At 58.9% G+C, this 17,421-nt stretch carries 18 protein-coding genes; 4 read left to right on the top strand and 14 right to left on the bottom strand.

The genetic code is table 11. The features are described 5' to 3' along the window. Positions 1-164 precede the first annotated feature (164 nt). Genes BK662_RS04015 through BK662_RS03995 form a run of 5 tightly spaced genes read right to left on the bottom strand, consistent with a single transcriptional unit; the run spans position 165 to position 4,073 of the window. Positions 165-800 (bottom strand): SCO family protein, encoded by a 636-nt coding sequence (locus BK662_RS04015; protein ID WP_123356912.1) that lies wholly within the window; start codon positions 798-800, stop codon positions 165-167. Further along, positions 797-1,696, bottom strand: a complete 900-nt coding sequence (gene cyoE / locus BK662_RS04010; RefSeq protein WP_123356910.1) for a heme o synthase — start codon at positions 1,694-1,696, stop codon at positions 797-799. Before cyoE ends, BK662_RS04015 begins: the two co-directional genes overlap by 4 nt. Continuing rightward, a complete protein-coding gene (locus BK662_RS04005; RefSeq protein WP_123356908.1) occupies positions 1,684-2,763 on the bottom strand; it encodes a COX15/CtaA family protein in 1,080 nt (359 codons plus the stop codon). Before BK662_RS04005 ends, cyoE begins: the two co-directional genes overlap by 13 nt. A 10-nt stretch (positions 2,764-2,773) precedes the next feature. After that, positions 2,774-3,367: a PA_0111/PP_0108 family redox-active disulfide protein gene (locus BK662_RS04000; RefSeq protein ID WP_123356906.1), complete on the bottom strand. Its 594-nt coding sequence runs from the start codon at positions 3,365-3,367 to the stop codon at positions 2,774-2,776. Then, positions 3,333-4,073: an SURF1 family protein gene (locus tag BK662_RS03995; RefSeq protein ID WP_123356904.1), complete on the bottom strand. Its 741-nt coding sequence runs from the start codon at positions 4,071-4,073 to the stop codon at positions 3,333-3,335. Before BK662_RS03995 ends, BK662_RS04000 begins: the two co-directional genes overlap by 35 nt. A 70-nt stretch (positions 4,074-4,143) precedes the next feature. Here BK662_RS03995 and BK662_RS03990 point away from each other — a divergent pair, with 70 nt between their 5' ends. After that, the gene (locus BK662_RS03990) at positions 4,144-4,347 is read left to right on the top strand and encodes a twin transmembrane helix small protein (protein ID WP_030129650.1); all 204 of its coding nucleotides are present in this window, start codon (positions 4,144-4,146) and stop codon (positions 4,345-4,347) included. 16 nt (positions 4,348-4,363) lie between these two features. Here the strand turns inward: BK662_RS03990 and BK662_RS03985 are convergent, their stop codons facing one another. The 4 genes from BK662_RS03985 to coxB all read right to left on the bottom strand — a co-directional run bounded on the left by BK662_RS03985 (position 4,364) and on the right by coxB (position 8,810). Then, positions 4,364-5,251 carry a cytochrome c oxidase subunit 3 gene (locus tag BK662_RS03985; protein ID WP_123356901.1) on the bottom strand — a complete coding sequence of 296 codons (888 nt, stop codon included), beginning with the start codon at positions 5,249-5,251 and terminating at the stop codon, positions 4,364-4,366. A gap of 33 nt (positions 5,252-5,284) precedes the next feature. Further along, entirely contained in the window at positions 5,285-5,842 is a 558-nt protein-coding gene (locus BK662_RS03980) for a cytochrome c oxidase assembly protein (RefSeq protein ID WP_123356899.1), read from the bottom strand. Positions 5,843-6,007: 165 nt separating this feature from the next. Continuing rightward, positions 6,008-7,600 (bottom strand): cytochrome c oxidase subunit I, encoded by a 1,593-nt coding sequence (gene ctaD, locus BK662_RS03975; protein ID WP_123356897.1) that lies wholly within the window; start codon positions 7,598-7,600, stop codon positions 6,008-6,010. A gap of 82 nt (positions 7,601-7,682) precedes the next feature. Beyond that, positions 7,683-8,810, bottom strand: coding sequence for a cytochrome c oxidase subunit II (gene coxB, locus BK662_RS03970; RefSeq protein WP_123356895.1), 1,128 nt, complete (start codon positions 8,808-8,810; stop codon positions 7,683-7,685). A gap of 371 nt (positions 8,811-9,181) precedes the next feature. Here coxB and BK662_RS03965 point away from each other — a divergent pair, with 371 nt between their 5' ends. Next, a complete protein-coding gene (locus BK662_RS03965) occupies positions 9,182-9,832 on the top strand; it encodes a hypothetical protein (protein WP_123356893.1) in 651 nt (216 codons plus the stop codon). A 119-nt stretch (positions 9,833-9,951) separates the two neighbouring features. Here the strand turns inward: BK662_RS03965 and BK662_RS03960 are convergent, their stop codons facing one another. The 3 genes from BK662_RS03960 to BK662_RS03950 form a co-directional block, all read right to left on the bottom strand. Further along, positions 9,952-11,478: a SulP family inorganic anion transporter gene (locus BK662_RS03960; RefSeq protein ID WP_123356891.1), complete on the bottom strand. Its 1,527-nt coding sequence runs from the start codon at positions 11,476-11,478 to the stop codon at positions 9,952-9,954. A gap of 80 nt (positions 11,479-11,558) precedes the next feature. Beyond that, positions 11,559-12,290, bottom strand: a complete 732-nt coding sequence (locus BK662_RS03955) for a carbonic anhydrase (RefSeq protein WP_123356889.1) — start codon at positions 12,288-12,290, stop codon at positions 11,559-11,561. Positions 12,291-12,532: 242 nt separating this feature from the next. After that, entirely contained in the window at positions 12,533-13,591 is a 1,059-nt protein-coding gene (locus tag BK662_RS03950) for a PA0069 family radical SAM protein (protein WP_123356887.1), read from the bottom strand. Positions 13,592-13,801: 210 nt separating this feature from the next. On the opposite strand from BK662_RS03950, the gene BK662_RS03945 reads away from it, so the two are divergent. Next, positions 13,802-14,107 (top strand): hypothetical protein, encoded by a 306-nt coding sequence (locus BK662_RS03945; protein ID WP_123356885.1) that lies wholly within the window; start codon positions 13,802-13,804, stop codon positions 14,105-14,107. A gap of 203 nt (positions 14,108-14,310) precedes the next feature. Further along, on the top strand, positions 14,311-14,955 hold the full coding sequence (locus BK662_RS03940; RefSeq protein ID WP_123356883.1) for a dual specificity protein phosphatase family protein: 645 nt from the start codon (positions 14,311-14,313) through the stop codon (positions 14,953-14,955). Between the two features lie 46 nt (positions 14,956-15,001). On the opposite strand, the gene BK662_RS03935 is transcribed toward BK662_RS03940, so the two are convergent. Beyond that, complete coding sequence (locus tag BK662_RS03935; RefSeq protein ID WP_007902793.1) at positions 15,002-15,289, bottom strand: YheV family putative zinc ribbon protein; 288 nt, start codon at positions 15,287-15,289, stop codon at positions 15,002-15,004. After that, positions 15,286-17,376, bottom strand: a complete 2,091-nt coding sequence (gene prlC, locus BK662_RS03930; RefSeq protein WP_185047074.1) for an oligopeptidase A — start codon at positions 17,374-17,376, stop codon at positions 15,286-15,288. The genes BK662_RS03935 and prlC overlap by 4 nt, the downstream gene beginning before the upstream one ends. Positions 17,377-17,421: the final 45 nt, after the last annotated feature.

Raw genomic sequence — 17,421 nt, 5'->3', positions numbered from 1 at the left:
TGTAAACGAAAAAAGGGGCGCAATCACTGCGCCCCTTTTTTGTGCCTGAAACACCGTACCTGTGGGAGCGGGCTTGCTCGCGAAAGCGGTGTAACAGTCAACATTGATGTTGGATGTTATGGCCTCTTCACGAGCAAGCCCGCCCCCACAGGGTATTGTGTTGGTTATTCGCGCTTGAGCATCACCGGCAATTGCGCCACCAGTTTCTGGTTGTTCAACGGTGCACGAATGAACCCGCGTTGAGTCCCGTCCGGGCCGATCACCGCGAGGTTGCCGCTGTGGTCGACGGTGTAATTAGGCTTGCTGGTGTCAGCCGGAATGTACGGAATACTCACCGCATTGGCGAGTTTCTGAAGGTCTTCGACCGAGGACGCAGTCAGCCCGATAAATTGCGGATCGAAGTAGCCCAGGTATTGCTTGAGTTGCTTGGGCGTGTCGCGGTTCGGGTCGACGCTGACCAAAACGATCTGCAACTTGTCCACCGAATCCGCTGGCAGTTCGCTCTTGATCTGCCGCAGCTGGGCGAGGGTGGTCGGGCAGATGTCCGGGCAGAAGGTGTAGCCGAAGAACAGCAGACTCCATTTGCCTTTGAGCTCGTTGACCGCCACTGGCTTACCGTCCTGATCGGTCATCTTAACGTCCGGCAGGTTACGGCTTTGGGGCAACAGGATGATTCCCGCATCGATCAGTGCCGTCGGGTCGCCCTGGTTTTTTCCGGTCAGTACTTTGTTGATGGTCAGGCCCAGGATCAGCGCGATCAAGGCGACGAGAATGAAGACGGTTTTCTGGGTTCGAGTCATAGGTTCAACAGTAAGTAGTGGTCTACGAGCAGCGCGATAAACAGCAGGAACAAGTAGTAAATAGAGTACTTGAACGTGTTGATCGCCGCGTGCGGCCGAGTGCCACGGTACAGCACCACGGCCCATTGCAGAAACCTCGCGCCCAGTGCGAGGGCACAAATCAGGTAGAGCACGCCGCTCATGTGGATCACGTAGGGCATCAGGCTGACGGCCAGTAGCGCAAAGGTATAAAGCAGGATGTGGACTTTGGTGTAGTGCTCGCCGTGGGTCACCGGCAGCATCGGAATGTCAGCCTTGGCGTATTCCTCTTTGCGATGAATCGCCAGCGCCCAGAAGTGCGGCGGGGTCCAGGCGAAGATGATCAGCACCAGCAGCAACGGTTCGGCACTGACATGACCGGTGGCGGCGGTCCAGCCGAGCAGCGGTGGGGCCGCACCAGCGAGGCCGCCGATGACGATGTTCTGCGGCGTCGCACGTTTCAGGAACCCGGTGTAAACCACGGCATAACCGAGCAATGACGCGAGGGTCAACCATGCCGTCAACGGGTTGGTGAAGGTAAGCAGTAAAGCCTGGCCGAGCAGCGCCAGCACCAGAGCGAAAGTCAGCGCGGCGCTCGGAGATACCCGACCTTCGGCCAAGGGCCGCTTGTGGGTCCGGGCCATGACAGCGTCGATGCGCCGGTCCACCACATGGTTGACCGCCGCCGCACCGCCGGCACACAAGGCAATCCCCAGATTGCCGAACACCAACACCGTCCACGGCACCCCGGCGCGCGTCGCGAGGAACATGCCGACCAGCGAGGTGATGAGCATCAGCACCACCACTTTCGGCTTGGTCAGCTCCAGGTAATCGCGCCAGATTGCCTGACTGTGACGTTCGCCGATCAGGGTCGCCATGGCATTTCTCCTTTTATTGTTATGGGCCCGGCCGAGTGTTTACGAAGGCTGAGACGCCAGCGCACAGGGGGCTGATGCTTGACCCGAACCAGACTGGTTCGCGCGTGATAATTGACCAGCACCATCGTCAGCAGCAGCGCTGCGCCACCGGCGTTGTGGGCGACAGCCACCGGCAGTGGCAAGTGAAACACCACGTTGCTGATGCCCAGGGTGATTTGTGCGGCCAGGGCGATCAGCACCGTGGCGGCCAGACGCGTCATGCCGACGACCTTCAGTTGCCAGGCCAGACCGAGCAGAACGAGGGTGACCAGTAGCGCGCCGATACGGTGCGTCAGGTGAATCGCGGTGCGGGCATCGCTGTCCAGTTGCCCGCCCAGATAATTGGGGCCGATGTGTTGGGTCAGGTGAAAGCCGTTGGCGAAATCAGTGGGTGGCAGCCATTGTCCGTGGCAGGTCGGAAAGTCGATGCAGGCCACCGCCGCATAATTGGAGCTGACCCAGCCACCAAGGGCAATTTGCAGGATCACCAGCAGCAACCCTGCGGTCGCCCAGCGCTGCAAACGCCGGGGCACGGTCAGCGCCGGCAATACGCCGGACAGGCGCAAGGTCAGCAGAAACAATAGGCTCAAGGTCGCAAAGCCGCCGAGCAAATGCCCGGTGACCACTTGCGGCCAGAGCTTGAGCGTCACCGTCCACATGCCGAACGCCGCTTGGGCGAACACCACCGCCAGCAAGAACAACGGTAATTTCACCGGCTGCCCCGGGTGATGACGATGGGTCCAGGCGCGGCCCGCCAGCACCGTGATCAACAGCCCCAATGTGCCGGCGAAGTAGCGGTGAAGCATCTCGTTCCAGCCTTTGTGGGCTTCTACCGGCGTATCGGGAAAATGCAGTTCGGCATGGGCCAGTTGGGCTTCGCTGTTCGGCACGCTGATAAAGCCGTAGCAGCCGGGCCAGTCCGGACAGCCAAGGCCAGCGTGAGTCAGGCGTGTGTAGGCGCCGAGCAAGACCACAATCAGTGCCAGCAAGGTGGCAAACAGCGCGAGGCGAAATCCAGGTTTGGCCATGACGATGCCCTTATCCGATGTTCGACAGTTTCAGCAAATGGCGCAGGTCGTTGAGCAGGTCCTTGCCCTTCGCCGTCGGGTCGTAGCGCAGCACCAGATTGCCGTGAGGGTCGATGATCCACAGGTGCGGCGTGTCATTGCTCTGAGCGCCTTTGATATAGGTCGGCAGGTCCAGTGAATAACGTTGCAGCTGCGGGTACTCTCGTTGAAGTTTAGTCGCGTAATCGCTGTTCAGCGGCTGCGCGATGGCCAGCGCATGGCTGGCGCGGGAGGCATCGCGACCGAGGCCGATCTGGATCTGGCGCGCCAGATACACCAGTTGCTGGCAGTCCACTGAACAGTCCTTGGGCGCCGTCACCAGCAACTGCCAGCGGTCTTCTTGCGCCGGTACGCCGATGTCAGCGCGGGTCTGGCCGTTGCCGATCAGTTCACCGTGATAACTGCGGCCCTCTGGCACCCAGAACTGCAATTTGTACATGCCGGTGGCGAGGATCATCGGACCCACCACTCCCAACAGGATCAGTAACAACTGCAAGCGCCCGCGCCGACGGTTTACCGGCGTTTTCGCTTCAGACATGCCGGGTGGATTCATGGCCGCTCCCATTATTTTTCTCCTTTGCGTTGTGCCAGCCGAGATAGAGGTAAAGGCCGAGCAGGGCTATCGACAGGGCGAACCACTGCACGGCATAAGCCAAGTGTTTTTCCGGCCCCATGGCCACCACCGGCCAATCGGCCTGGTAGGTCGCGGGACCGCTTTGCGCGCGTAATTCGTAGGCGTAACCGTCACGGTCAAGCGCCGCCCAGAGCCTGGCCGGTTCAATGGCGGTGACCAGTTGTGGCCAGGTCGTGGTGTCTGGGTCGGCGTGCAATTGGAACGTTGCGCCGGGGGAGACGTAGACCCAGGCGTCGAGGCTCAATGCTTGAGTCGGTGTGGTGAATGACGGCGGTGTGCGGCGATCCGGCCACGGCAACCAGCCGCGATTGACCAGCAGCCAGAGCCCGGTTGCCCGGTCCTGAAACGGTTGTAGTAGTTCGACCCCGACCTTGCCATCGCGCTGACGGTTGTCCAGCAGCAGGCTGTGTTCGGCGTCGAACTGGCCGTGCAGGCGAACCCGGCGGAAGGCCGGATCTTCGGTGTGTTGCAGTTCAGTGCTGACCATCGGTTCGGCCGCCCGGCGCTCGGCGTAGCTTTGCAGCAGCACGCTTTTCTCCGCGCCCCGGCTCAACTGCCAGAACCCGAGTGACACCAGCAAAGGCAGCAGCATCGCGACCACCAGGGTCGGCACGAGGCCCGGCCGGAAGCGTTTCATGGCGTCGCCAGAAAGTCGGTAGTCGCGATAGCTATACTCAAATGCATCGCCTGTCCCCCGGAGTATCACCATGCTCAAAGCAGCCATCGTCCTGATGCTGATTGCCACGGTTGTCAGCCTGTTCAGCGGCCTGTTTTTTCTGGTCAAGGACGACAGCCACTCGAATCGCCTGGTCATCGCCTTGAGTGTTCGTGTTGCGCTGGCCGCCACCACTGTCGGCTTGATCGCCTGGGGTTTTTTCAGCGGCCAGTTGGTGTCTCACGTGCCTTGGTAGTCATGAAAGCCAAGGCTCAGAGCACGTAGACGAAAACGAACAGACCGATCCACACCACGTCCACGAAGTGCCAGTACCAGCTCGCCGCCTCGAAGGCGAATTGGTGGTCGGCATCGAAGTGACCGCGCATGATCCGCATCAGCATCACGAACAGAATGATCGTGCCGATGGTCACGTGGGCGCCGTGGAAACCGGTGAGCATGAAGAAGGTCGCGCCGTAGATGCCGGAGCCCAGGGTCAGGCCCAGCTCGTGGTAGGCGTGCAGGTATTCTTCGGCCTGGAAACCGAGGAACGCGCAACCGAGCAACACGGTCAGCGCCAGCCAGATTTTCAGTGCGCCGCGGTGGCCTTTCTTCAAGGCATGGTGAGCAATGGTCACGGTGACGCTGGAACTCACCAGCAGCACGGTATTGAGCAGCGGCAGACCCCAGGGGCTGATGACTTCCTTGGGTGGAGGAAAGAGTTTCGAGTCCGGGTTGTTCAGCAGCGGCCAGGTGAATTCAAACGCCGGCCACAACATGTGAGCGATGCCTTTGGTGCCTTCACCGCCCAGCGCCGGGCCTGCGACGTTACGCACATAAAACAGCGCACCGAAAAAAGCGATGAAGAACATCACCTCGGAGAAAATGAACCAGCTCATGCCCCAGCGGAACGAGCGGTCCATCTGTGCGCTGTACAGCCCTTGGCGACTTTCCTTGATCACCGTACCGAACCAGCCGAACAGCATGTAGGCCAGCAGCAGTCCGCCGACAAAAAAGATCAGCGGGCCGTGGGATTCCGGCCGCGCAGCCTTCAGGTCGTTGAACCAGGTGCCCAGGCCGAACACCGTGACCAGCATGCCGACCGTGGCGATAATCGGCCATTTGCTCTGGGCTGGAACGTAATAATGTTCATGAGTTGCCATTTATTGTTCTCCTTATCGGGCACGCTTTAACGCCTAGCCGCCGGTGCTTGCTGCAACAGCCACGGGAGGATGACGTGCGGTGATATCGAACAGCGTGTAGGACAGCGTCAGGTGCTTCACATCCTTGGGCATGTCGCGGTCAACAATGAACCGTACCGGCATCTCGATTCGTTGGCCGGGCTGCAGCACTTGCTGGGTAAAGCAGAAACATTCGGTCTTGTGGAAGTACGCCGCGGCTGCGCTGGGCGCGATGCTCGGCACCGCCTGGGCGCTCATCGGGCGATCGGTCGGGTTGTGGGCGATGAAAATCATCTCGTTCACCGCCCCCGGGTGAGCGGTCAGCTCATCACTCTTGGGATAGAAATCCCAGGTCATGTCGGCGGCGTTGGTCGACAGAAACTGCACGCGAACCTGCCGCGAGGCGTCGACCGTTTGCTCGCCTTCATACTGCCCGGAGGTTTTGCCATTGATGCCGAACGCCTTGCACATCACGTCGTAGATCGGCACCAGGGCAAAGCCGAAGACAAACATCGCCACCACCACCAGCAACAGGCGGGTGACCAGTTTCTTCATCGAAATCGAATCAGCCATGATTTCCAGCCTCTACGCATAACACTGTTGGAGCGGGCCTTTGTGGCGAGGGAGCTTGCTCCCGCTCGGCTGCGAAGCAGACGCAAAGCTTTTGGGGCCGCTTCGCGACCCAGCGGGAGCAAGCTCCCTCGCCACATCGGGTCGCTCCCACATAGGGGTGCGCGTTCATTTCACTTCCGGCGGCGTGGTGAAGGTGTGATACGGCGCCGGCGACGGAATGCTCCATTCCAGGCCTTCTGCCCCATCCCACGGCTTGGCCGGTGCCGGCTCGCCGCCGCGAATGGTCTTGATCACGATGAACAGGAAGAAGATCTGCGTGGCACCAAACATGAACGCGCCGATCGACGACACCATGTTGAAGTCGGCGAATTGCAGGTTGTAGTCCGGAATCCGCCGCGGCATGCCCGCCAGGCCCACGAAGTGCATCGGGAAGAACGCCATGTTCATGCCGATGAACGAGAGCCAGAAGTGCAGCTTGCCGAGAGTTTCGTCGTACATGTGGCCGGTCCATTTCGGCATCCAGTAGTAGGCCGAGGCGAAGATCCCGAAGATCGCCCCCGGCACCAGCACGTAATGGAAGTGCGCGACCACGAAGTAGGTGTCCTGGTACTGGAAGTCCGCCGGGGCGATGGCCAGCATCAACCCGGAGAACCCGCCAATGGAGAACAGGATGACGAACGCCACGGCGAACAGCATCGGTGTCTCGAAGGTCAGCGAGCCTTGCCACATGGTGCTGGCCCAGTTGAACACCTTGACCCCGGTGGGCACCGCGATCAGCAGCGTGGCGTACATGAAGAACAACTCGCCCACCAGCGGAATGCCGACCACGAACATGTGGTGCGCCCAGACGATGAACGACAGGAACGCAATACTCGCCGTCGCATAGACCATCGAGGTGTAGCCGAACAATGGCTTGCGCGAAAAGGCCGGAATGATCGAGCTGACGGCACCGAAGGCCGGCAGGATCATGATGTACACCTCGGGGTGACCGAAGAACCAGAACACATGCTGGAACAACACAGGGTCTCCGCCACCGGCGGCACTGAAGAAGCTGGTGCCGAAGTGGATGTCCATCAGCATCATGGTCACGCAGCCGGCCAATACCGGCATCACCGCGATCAGCAGGAACGCGGTGATCAGCCAGGTCCAGACGAACAGCGGCATTTTCATCAACGTCATGCCGGGGGCGCGCAGGTTGAGAATGGTCGCGATCACGTTGATCGCCCCCATGATCGAACTGATCCCCATCAAGTGGATGGCGAAGATGAAGAACGTCACGCTTTCCGGCGCATAGGTCGTCGACAGCGGTGCATAGAAGGTCCAGCCGAAGTTCGGCCCGCCGCCGGGGGTGAACAGGGTCGATACCAGCAGCAGGAACGCTGCCGGCAACAGCCAGAAACTGAAGTTGTTCATCCGCGGCAAGGCCATGTCCGGCGCGCCGATCATCAACGGGATCATCCAGTTGGCGAGGCCGACGAAGGCCGGCATCACCGCACCGAACACCATCACCAGGCCGTGCATGGTGGTCATCTGGTTGAAGAATTCCGGCTGGACGATTTGCAGTCCCGGCTGGAACAGCTCGGCACGAATCACCATGGCGAACGAGCCGCCCAGCAGGAACATGGAGAACGCAAACCACAGGTACAGTGTGCCGATATCCTTGTGGTTGGTGGTCAGCACCCAGCGCATCAGGCCTTTGGCGGGGCCGTGGGCGTGGGCGGTGCCGGTATGAACATGGTCATCGACTACAACTGTCATGTCCTGTCTCCTGCAAACGGATGGGCTGGGCGGGCCGGGGCGTCATGCCCCGAGCGGTTCCTTACGTACGCAATAGACCGGGTCATTTGCTTTCCGCCTGTTTCAGCTCCAGCACTTCTTTAGGGGTGACCATGTCGCCTTTATTGTTGCCCCAGGCGTTACGTTCGTAGGTCACGACCGCTGCGATATCGACTTCCGAGAGCTGCTTGCCGAACGCCGCCATGGCGGTGCCGGGCTTGCCGTGGAAGACAAGGCTCAGGTGATCCTTGATCGGTCCGGTGGCGATTTTCGAGCCCTTGAGTGCCGGGAACATCGGCGGCAGACCCTGGCCTTCGGCCTGGTGACAGGCCACGCAGGTGGTGTGATAGACCTTGTCGCCGCGTTCCTTGAGCTCGTCCAGGGTCCATTCCTTGCTGGTCAGCTCTTTAAGTTGCGCGGCTTCTGCCTTGCGTTCGCCCAGCCAGGTTTCGTAATCGGCCTTTTCCTTGACCTCGACTACGATCGGCATGAAGCCGTGGTCCTTGCCGCACAACTCGGCGCACTGGCCACGGTAGATGCCGGGCTTTTCGATACGGGTCCAGGATTCATTGACGAAGCCCGGAATCGCATCGCGCTTGACCGCGAAGGCCGGCACCCACCAGGAGTGGATGACGTCGGCGGAGGTCACCAGAAAGCGCACCTTGGCACCGATCGGCAGCACCAGCGGCTTGTCGACCTCCAGCAGGTAATGCTCGCCCTTGGTTTCCTTGTTGTGGATCTGATCGGCGGGGGTGGTCAGGTTGCTGAAAAACTCGACGTCCTGACCCAGGTATTTGTAGTGCCACTTCCACTGATAACCGGTGACCTGGATATCGATATCCGGCTCCGTGTTGTCGTACATCTTGATCAGGGTCGCGGTAGCGGGAACCGCCATGGCCACCAGAATAAGCAGGGGCACGATGGTCCAGAGGATTTCGACGGTGGTGCTTTCATGAAATTTTGCGGCCACCTGCCCGGTAGAGCGGCGGTGGAGGATCATCGACCAGAACATGGCGCCGAAGACGATGATGCCGATCACTACACAGATCCAGAAAATGGTCATGTGCAGATCGAATACTGCGTGACTGATTTCAGTCGCTCCAGGCGCCATATTCACAGTCCAGGCCGCTTGCGCCTGACTGAAAATCGACCACAACAGGAGGCCCATCCAGACATGTGGATGTCGCATCATTGCGGGTTCCCCTTATAGTTCTTTTTATCCCGCCGGCTTTCACCTGCGGCAAGGGAGCGGCTTTTTCAGACTACGAACTTGAATCGCCGAGCCTTGCTGCATGTGCAGTCGGGCGTCATCAGCTAACTCCATTCAGAACCGAGTATAGACAGCGACTGCCACCTCGCAACGCGATGGCGTAAATCAACCGAAACAGGTTGGACTTGCGTTCCAGGTCACGAATGGAGAAGGATGCAGACGAGTGGTGGCAAATCGATATAACGTAGACGTCTCAAGGATGAAATAATTATGACAAATGCGTCTTAGCCTTTTTCGTAAGCCAGCTAAGTTATGTCTTCCCTATTTCATTGCCTTTGTTTCCTGGAGTTTTCATGAACACCGCCGCATTGCGCGAGCAGATCCAACAAGCCCAACAACATGAGGCCGAGACCGGCCTGTTGACTCGTCAGCTGGAAACCCAACTGCCGCACCTTCACTCCGCCATCCAATTGCCGGATGTCGATGCCAACGGCGTGATGACGCGTTTTGTGGCCGCGTATATAGAACAAGTGCCGGACCTGCTGGACGCAGCCAATGAAGTCGCCAGGGAAGCGGGCATCGAATCGCAGATCAAGCCGGTACTGACAATCGCCGAGCAGTTCTTCCTCCAGCCGCCGGCGATCATGGCCGGTCATGTCGGCCTGGATGGCCTGCTGGACGAAGCTTATCTGGCGCATCGGTTGGTCGAGGAGGTCAACGACCTGTACATCAAGCATTTTGGCCAGCCATTGATCCCCTTGGACATGACTGTTGCCAACCTGATTGCTCACCAACTGATCGGCGAGGAATTTGCCAATCAACTGGACGAGGCGGTGCATCACGCTGTGGACGAGATGCTTAACGATGAAAGTTTCGCGCTGGAGTCGGTAGAAGCCTACCGCGAGAAACTCAACAGCCCGGACACCGGCGCCGCGTGGAAGCGCTGGCCGTGCCTGTCGCGCCAATTGGGCGTGGGCCTTGAGCTGGATCAGCCAGCGGCTTGATTCAACGGTAGCAATTGAACACCTGTGGGAGGGGGCTTGCTCGCGAAATCGGTGGATCAGTCGACATTAATGTTGAATGATTGACCGCATTCGCGAGCAAGCCCCCTCTCACATTGTTTTTAAGCGGCTGAGCCTACTCCGGTTGTGGTACGTAACCGTCCTTCAAGCCTGCGCTTCAACCCCCGCGCTTCGATTAACAACTTCGAACCCTTGGCCGCATTGGCCCGGCCCCACTCCTCCAGCAACTCCAGACACGAGTGATCGATGTAACTCAGATTATTGAGCGGCACATGCACCGTTGCGCCTGCCGGAATGCTCCCCAGCACTTGGGTCAGCGCCGGTACCTTGAGGAAGGTCGCCGCCCCCACCAGTCGCAGTTCCATCTCGCCGTCCGCCGGAAGATCGATCAGGCTGATTTTCAGGCGCGAAGCCTTCCAGGCCAGTTTGGCCAGTGTCAGGCCGAAGCCGATCAGTACGCCGGTCAGCAGGTCGGTGAAGATGATTGCCAGTGCAGTCGCCGCATACGTAAACATCGGCATCCGGCCATAACGGCCCAGGCCGCGAAAGGCCTTGAGATCCACCAGCTTGAAACCGGTGTAAACCAGAACCCCCGCCAGACTCGCCACCGGAATGCTTTGCAGCACGCTCGACAGCAGTAGCACGAAAGCCAGCAGCCACAGACCATGAAACACGGTCGATAGTCGAGTAGTAGCGCCGGCCTGGACGTTGGCCGAACTGCGCACGATCACTCCGGTCATCGGCAGCGCGCCGAGCAGGCCACACAACATGTTGCCCACACCTTGCGCCGACAGTTCGCGGTCGAAGTCCGAGCGCTGACCGCTGTGCATGCGATCCACGGCGGCGGCCGAGAGCAGGGTTTCGGCGCTGGCGATAAAGGCCACGGCGAAGGCGGCGATCAGCAAGGCCGGGTCTGCGAGATTGAGCAGATCCGCCGGGCGCAACCAGTCGATGGCTTCTGCCAGGTTGGCCGGGACCTCTACACGTTTGACCTGCAATGCGAGTACAAGGCTGGCGACCGTTGCCAGACCGACCCCAAGCAATGCTCCAGGAACGAATCGCAGGGAATGCGGGCGGAATTTTTCCCACAGCCACATCACGGCAATGGTCGACAGTCCGAGCAAACCTGCTTGCCAGCCAAACGAAGGCAAAGCCTGAATCACTGCAGCGGGGAAGGCCGCCAGATTATCCAGCCCCGATGGCTTGGGCACGGCATCGAGCATCACATGTACCTGTGACAGCACGATCAGCACCCCAATCCCCGCGAGCATGCCGTACACCACTGCCGGCGCCGTGACCCGAAACCAGCACCCCAGCTTCAAGCGTCCGGCCACCAACTGCAGAAAACCCGCCAGCAGCAGGATCGGCCCGAGCATGGCGATACCATGCTGGCGCACCAGTTCGAACACCAATACCGCCAGACCGGCAGCCGGGCCGCTGACTTGCAGCGGCGACCCGGCAAGCCAGCCGACCACCAGGCCACCGATGATGCCGGTGATCAGTCCTTTGGACGGTGGCAGTCCCGAGGCGATGGCAATGCCCATGCACAAGGGCAGGGCGACCAGAAACACAACCACCGAAGCCAATAGCTCCCGTGGCAGAACAGCTTTTAGTTGAGCAGCACGCATGGTGACTCTCCCGAAGTTTTCTTCAGGCATGGCAAAGCAGGCTGCCAGATCAGCAGCCGCGGCTAAACCACACGGAGGATTTAGAAGCGCGCTTTAGGCGTCGCCACCGGAATCGGATGACTGCCATCGAGCGGCAGGAAACACCCCTGATCCGCGTCGTAAGCTTTGATTTCGCTGGTTTCGATGTTGTAGACCCAACCATGGATAAACAGCTGACCATTGGCCATGCGCGAGGCCACCGACGGGTGCGTGCGCAAATGCTGCAACTGAGCGATTACATTCTCCTCGGTGAGGATATGCATGCTCTCGTTTTCGTCAGTGCAATGGCAGTTGTCTTGAACCATGGTTTTGGCCACTTCCGCATGACGCAGCCAGGCCTTTACCGTCGGCATCTTTTCCAGGCTCTGCGGGTTGAGCACTGCGCGCATGGCGCCACAGTCAGAGTGCCCGCAGATAATGATGTGCTGCACGCCGAGGGCCAGCACTGCGTATTCGATGGCCGTGGAAACACCGCCGTTCATTTGCCCATAAGGCGGCACGACGTTGCCGACATTGCGGGTCACGAACAAGTCGCCGGGAGCGCTTTGGGTAATCAGTTCGGGAACGATGCGTGAATCGGCACACGCGATGAACATCGCCCGAGGCCGTTGGGCCGTGGCGAGTTTTTTGAAGAGTTCTTCCTGCTGCGGAAAGATCTCGTGATGAAAGTGCAAAAAGCCGTCAACGATATGCTGCAGCGCTGCATCGGCGGTTTCCGCCTCGGGTTGGGCTGAAGCCGACGCAGCCAACGGCTGTTTATCCTTGTCACTCATGATTCATCCTCTTTGGCGGAGTCAGGGAATTTTCCCGTTTTGTCCAGTATGAAGCCCGGTGGCTGTTTAAAAAACATCCAGGTCGAAGAGCCAGACCCGTCAGTCACTCGATGAGCAAGGTAGCTGTTGAAACTTAACTCAAACTGAATCAGTCGCTCTAGAGCGTGTGTTCCAGGTCAAAATACGTAACCAAGAAAAACACGATACGCCTTTTCCACTACTCCACCATAGGCCAATTGTCCTCAAATCAATGACATCTGGCGACCCGGCGGACAAAAGGCTTCGCAATCCAGATTGAAACCCTCCCGAAGATTGAGCCCCAGGCGCTTGATGGTTTTGGCAAAGCGTTGCGCCAGCAGATCGGCAAACGGCCCTTCACCTCGCATTCGGGCGCCAAACCGGCTGTCGTAGAGCTCGCCACCTCGGCTTTGCCGGATCAGGCTCAACACATGAGCGGCACGCTGAGGATAATGTGCCGCCAGCCACTCTTCAAACAGCGGCGCCACTTCCAGCGGCAGGCGCAACATCATGTAGGCCGCGCTTTGCGCACCGGCCGCATGGGCCTCGGTCAGGAGGCTTTCGAGTTCGCTGTCGTTGATCATTGGAATCATCGGTGAGCACAAAACGCCCACCGGAATCCCGGCTTCGCGCATCACCCGGATCGCCCGCAGTCGTGCCTTGGGTGCCGCGGCGCGCGGTTCGAGGATGCGTTTGAGTTCATCATCCAGCGTGGTCAGGCTGATCATCACCGCCACCAGCCTTTGTTCGGCGAGTTGGGCCAGCAGGTCCAGATCACGAAGAATCAGCGAGCCCTTGGTGATGATGGTCACCGGATGGCGGTAACGCAGCAGCACTTCGAGAGTCTTGCGGGTGATTCTGTGTTCGCGTTCGATTGGCTGATAAGGGTCAGTATTGGAGCCCAGGTTGATCGGCGCACATTGATAACCGCGCTTGGACAATTGCTCCTCCAGCACATCGGCGGCGTTGGTCTTGGCGATCAGTTTGGTTTCGAAATCCAGCCCCGGTGACAGGTCCCAATAAGCGTGGCTGGGCCGTGCGTAGCAATAGATGCAGCCATGCTCGCAGCCGCGATAGGGATTAATCGAGCGATCGAAGGGTAAATCCGGCGAATTGTTACGGGTGATGATGGTTTTCGCGGTCTCGATGCGCACCTCGGTGCCTTGGGTGATCGGCGCTTCCTGATACCAGCCGTCGTCTTCGGCCACTGAACGGTTAGGCGCGAAGCGGTTGTGCGGGTTGGTGGCGGTGCCGCGGCCGCGAGGGGGCAATGGCGTATGCATTGGGTAATCCTGATGGCTGTATGTGCATACAGTATATCGAGTCAAGTCGGCCGACCAGCGCCGTTCGGCACCTACTCGTTTTTTGTAGAGGGAAAGTGCCGATGGGCAACTAACGGATACATATAAGAGCTCGCTGATAAAATGAAAGTGTCGGTACTATTTATGTCGCTGCAAACAATAAACATAGAGCACATTTAAAAGGATTTAATTATGTCGTTTTTTAACCGTCGTGGCATTTTTCTACAGAAGCTTGGCCCAACCATTGTTAATCCCGGTGAAGTACTTGTATCGATGCAGTTTGCATTGAAAGAGGAAGGCTGGGACGCTGAAAGCGCCATGGTTACTGAAACCCTGCTGGACTCCACTACGATAGTCGCGTCGTCGAATGATGGCGGTAAGTCTTTCACTCTCGGTAAAGACAATAAAGATGTCGATGGCAACGGCGTTATCAATACCGATGACAAAGCAAAACTTCTGGCCTTGGCTAGCGCGTATGCCCGTATTGTAAATCCTTGAACGAACTTATAAGTAAGTTGACGTTGAATTAATAAAATCCTGTCGGGCCTGGTACTCGGCAGGATTTTTTGCTGCGGGTGATGCTTTGTGGATTATTCCGTTGTCCGATCACGATTCTTTGACAGACGGCTCACAGACCTTTGACCGCTCAGGGCTGAATCTGGACGCTAACATCCAATCTCTTCCTGAATGGTCGTCCGAGCATGTCCCTACCGCGCTTTATCCCTGTGATATGTCTATCGCTGGTCGCATTTTTCAACCTGCCCCCCGTTTTTGCTGACGAAAGCGCTTTGCCCCGGCCGGCGGACTGGGCTCAACCGGTGGAGGTTCAATACAACCTCTATCAGATGTCACCGACCCTTTATCGCAGCGCGTTGCCGGACAGCAGGGCGGTGCCGTTGCTGAAAAAACTCAAGGTCGCAACTGTCATAAACTTCCTGCCTGAATCGGACTCGAGCTGGTTGTCCACACCCGGCATTACTCAGATACAGCTGCCCTACCGCACCAATCACGTGGATGATGCGGACGTACTCAAGGCCCTTCGCACAATTCAGAGCGCCGAAGCCAAAGGCCCTGTGCTTATGCATTGCAAGCACGGCTCTGACCGCACTGGCCTGATGGCCGCGATGTACCGAGTGGTCGTGCAGGGCTGGAGCAAGGAAGATGCCTTGAATGAAATGACCCAAGGCGGCTTTGGTGACAGCACCCATTTCAAGGATGGTGTGCGTTACATGATGCAGGCTAATGTCGACAAACTTCGTACGGCGCTGGCCAATGGTGATTGCAGCACCAGTCCATTTGCCAGTTGCTCGATGAAGAACTGGTTCAAATCGGCCCATGTCGAGTAAGTGATACCTCCCACTGCATTGCGCAGTGGAAGGTGGTTTCCAGCACTCAGTGTTGCTCGTCTGGCTTCTTCTTCAATTTCGGGTTCGGAAAAAACTGCACGGCCTGGACCTTGGCGTCCGGTACCTTGAGTGCCGAAGTATTGACCCGCGTGCCCAATTCCTTGGGCACCGACAGACCCTGTTCATTCAGCGTATCGGAATAACCGCAAGCCACGCACTCGCGATGCGGAACGGTGTCTTCGCTCCACATCATCAACTTGTCGGGCTCGCTGCAGGCCGGGCAGACCGCCCCGGCGATAAAGCGTTTCTTGGTGATCACAGGTCCCTCACTCATGCTGCTGCGTCCTCACTCAGGCCGCTGTGGCGCAAGAGTGCGTCAATCGATGGCGCACGGCCGCGGAAGTCGACGAACAGCACCATTGGCTCTTGGGAGCCGCCCCGCGCCAGGATCGCTTCACGGAACGCACGACCGGTCTCGGCATTGAGCACGCCGTCTTCTTCGAATTTCGAGAAGGCATCGGCCGACAATACTTCAGCCCACTTATAGCTGTAATAACCCGCCGCGTAACCGCCGGCGAAGATGTGAGCGAAGCTATTGGGGAAACGGTTGTAGGCTGGCGGACGCATGACCGAGACCTCGTCACGCACACCTTCGAGCACTTGCAGCACGCTGCGACCGTCGCCGTGGGTGGCGTGCAATTCGAAGTCGAACAGCGAGAATTCCAGCTGGCGGACCATCATCAGGCCGGACTGGAAGTTCTTCGCCGCGAGCATTTTCTCCAGCAGATCCTGAGGCAACGGCTCGCCGGTTTCGTAGTGACCGGAAATCAACGCCAGACCTTCCGGCTCCCAGCACCAGTTTTCCATGAACTGGCTTGGCAGCTCGACCGCATCCCAAGCCACGCCATTGATGCCAGACACGCCAGCATGCTCGACGCGGGTCAGCAGGTGATGCAGGCCATGACCGAATTCGTGGAACAGGGTGGTCACTTCATCGTGAGTCAGCAGGGCCGGTTTACCGCTATCGGCCGGGGTGAAGTTGCACACCAGGTTCGCCACCGGGCTTTGCAGCACGCCGTTGATTGTGCGGCGATGATCGCGGGCGCCGTCCATCCAGGCCCCGCCGCGCTTGTTGGCGCGGGCATACAGGTCGAAGAAGAACCGGCCGACGTGCTGGCCGTTTTCCTTGATTTCGAACAGGCGAACGTCCGGGTGCCAGGTGTCGAAGCCTTTCAACTCGGCGATCTCGATGCCGTACAGGCGCTGGACGATGCTGAACAAACCTCCCAGAACCTTGTCGATCGGGAAGTACGCGCGAAGGGTTTCCTGGGCGACGCTGTAGCGCTGTTCGCGAAGTTTTTCACCGTAGAAACCGCTGTCCCAGCTTTGCAGGTCCGGGCAACCTTGTTCGGCGGCATAGGCCTTGAGCTGTTGCAGATCCTGGGCGGCGAACGGCTTGCTGCGTTTGGCCAGGTCGCGCAGAAAACTCAGCACCTGATCGTTGGACTCGGCCATTTTGGTGGCCAGGCTCAGCTCGGAGAAGCTGGAGAAACCCAATAGTTTTGCCAGTTCCTGACGCAGGTCGAGGATTTCTTCCATGACCGGACCGTTGTCATTCTGACCGGCATTCGGGCCTTGGTCCGACGCACGGGTGCAGTAGGCGGCGTAGACTTCCTCACGCAGAGCGCGGTCCTGGGCGTAGGTCATCACCGCGTAGTAACTCGGGAATTCCAGGGTAATCAACCAGCCATCCAGCTCTTTGGCTTGCGCGGCGGCGGCCAATTGCGCCTTGGCCGACTCGGTCAGGCCGGCGAGGGCGGCTTCGTCGGTGACGTGCTTGGTCCAGGCCTGGGTGGCGTCGAGTAATTGATTGGAGAAGCGGCTGCCCAGCTCCGACAGTTTGCTCTGCACATCGGAGTAACGCTTTTGCTCTGGCGCAGGCAGGTCGATACCCGACAGACGGAAGTCACGCAGGGCGTGTTCCAGGATCGTTTTCTGCGCCACGTCGAAGCCGGCGGCCTCTGGGCTGTTGGCCAGCGCTTCATAGGCCTGAAACAGTTCACGGTTCTGGCCCAGCTCGGTGGCGTAGGCGCTCAAAGCCGGCAGGCAGGACTCGTAGGCTTCGCGCAACTCGGCGCTGTTGCACACGGCATTGAGATGGCTGACCGGGCTCCAGGCAGCGCCCAGACGATCGTTGAGCTCATCCATCGCCAGCACCAGGCCGGCCCAGGTTGGTTGTTTACCCTGGATTCTGAGGATATCGACAATGGCGGCGCGGTTGTCAGCCAGGATCTTTTCAATGGCCGGTTGCACGTGTTCGGCACGGATCGCCGAGAACGGCGGCAGGTCGTAGGACTGCAGAAGAGGGTTGTTCACGCTCACGGTTGGCACCTTGGCTGGAAAACATGCGGGAAGAAACATGGCCCCATCTTAATTACAATCGACGCTCACCGCAGCTATCAGCAA

The sequence above is a fragment of the Pseudomonas frederiksbergensis genome, assembly GCF_003732275.1.
Classification (GTDB): Bacteria; Pseudomonadota; Gammaproteobacteria; order Pseudomonadales; family Pseudomonadaceae; genus Aquipseudomonas; species Aquipseudomonas frederiksbergensis_H.
The sequence above is the reverse complement of the archived record's forward strand: the minus strand, read 5'-3'. Positions and strand labels throughout refer to the sequence as shown.

What these genes read in the sequence shown, in the direction of transcription:
- BK662_RS04015 (WP_123356912.1), bottom strand. Translation starts at nt 800, where the DNA reads ATGACTCGAACCCAGAAAACCGTCTTCATTCTCGTCGCCTTGATCGCG.
- cyoE (WP_123356910.1), bottom strand. Translation starts at nt 1,696, where the DNA reads ATGGCGACCCTGATCGGCGAACGTCACAGTCAGGCAATCTGGCGCGAT.
- BK662_RS04005 (WP_123356908.1), bottom strand. Translation starts at nt 2,763, where the DNA reads ATGGCCAAACCTGGATTTCGCCTCGCGCTGTTTGCCACCTTGCTGGCA.
- BK662_RS04000 (WP_123356906.1), bottom strand. Translation starts at nt 3,367, where the DNA reads ATGGGAGCGGCCATGAATCCACCCGGCATGTCTGAAGCGAAAACGCCG.
- BK662_RS03995 (WP_123356904.1), bottom strand. Translation starts at nt 4,073, where the DNA reads ATGAAACGCTTCCGGCCGGGCCTCGTGCCGACCCTGGTGGTCGCGATG.
- BK662_RS03990 (WP_030129650.1), top strand. Translation starts at nt 4,144, where the DNA reads ATGCTCAAAGCAGCCATCGTCCTGATGCTGATTGCCACGGTTGTCAGC.
- BK662_RS03985 (WP_123356901.1), bottom strand. Translation starts at nt 5,251, where the DNA reads ATGGCAACTCATGAACATTATTACGTTCCAGCCCAGAGCAAATGGCCG.
- BK662_RS03980 (WP_123356899.1), bottom strand. Translation starts at nt 5,842, where the DNA reads ATGGCTGATTCGATTTCGATGAAGAAACTGGTCACCCGCCTGTTGCTG.
- ctaD (WP_123356897.1), bottom strand. Translation starts at nt 7,600, where the DNA reads ATGACAGTTGTAGTCGATGACCATGTTCATACCGGCACCGCCCACGCC.
- coxB (WP_123356895.1), bottom strand. Translation starts at nt 8,810, where the DNA reads ATGATGCGACATCCACATGTCTGGATGGGCCTCCTGTTGTGGTCGATT.
- BK662_RS03965 (WP_123356893.1), top strand. Translation starts at nt 9,182, where the DNA reads ATGAACACCGCCGCATTGCGCGAGCAGATCCAACAAGCCCAACAACAT.
- BK662_RS03960 (WP_123356891.1), bottom strand. Translation starts at nt 11,478, where the DNA reads ATGCGTGCTGCTCAACTAAAAGCTGTTCTGCCACGGGAGCTATTGGCT.
- BK662_RS03955 (WP_123356889.1), bottom strand. Translation starts at nt 12,290, where the DNA reads ATGAGTGACAAGGATAAACAGCCGTTGGCTGCGTCGGCTTCAGCCCAA.
- BK662_RS03950 (WP_123356887.1), bottom strand. Translation starts at nt 13,591, where the DNA reads ATGCATACGCCATTGCCCCCTCGCGGCCGCGGCACCGCCACCAACCCG.
- BK662_RS03945 (WP_123356885.1), top strand. Translation starts at nt 13,802, where the DNA reads ATGTCGTTTTTTAACCGTCGTGGCATTTTTCTACAGAAGCTTGGCCCA.
- BK662_RS03940 (WP_123356883.1), top strand. Translation starts at nt 14,311, where the DNA reads ATGTCCCTACCGCGCTTTATCCCTGTGATATGTCTATCGCTGGTCGCA.
- BK662_RS03935 (WP_007902793.1), bottom strand. Translation starts at nt 15,289, where the DNA reads ATGAGTGAGGGACCTGTGATCACCAAGAAACGCTTTATCGCCGGGGCG.
- prlC (WP_185047074.1), bottom strand. Translation starts at nt 17,376, where the DNA reads ATGTTTCTTCCCGCATGTTTTCCAGCCAAGGTGCCAACCGTGAGCGTG.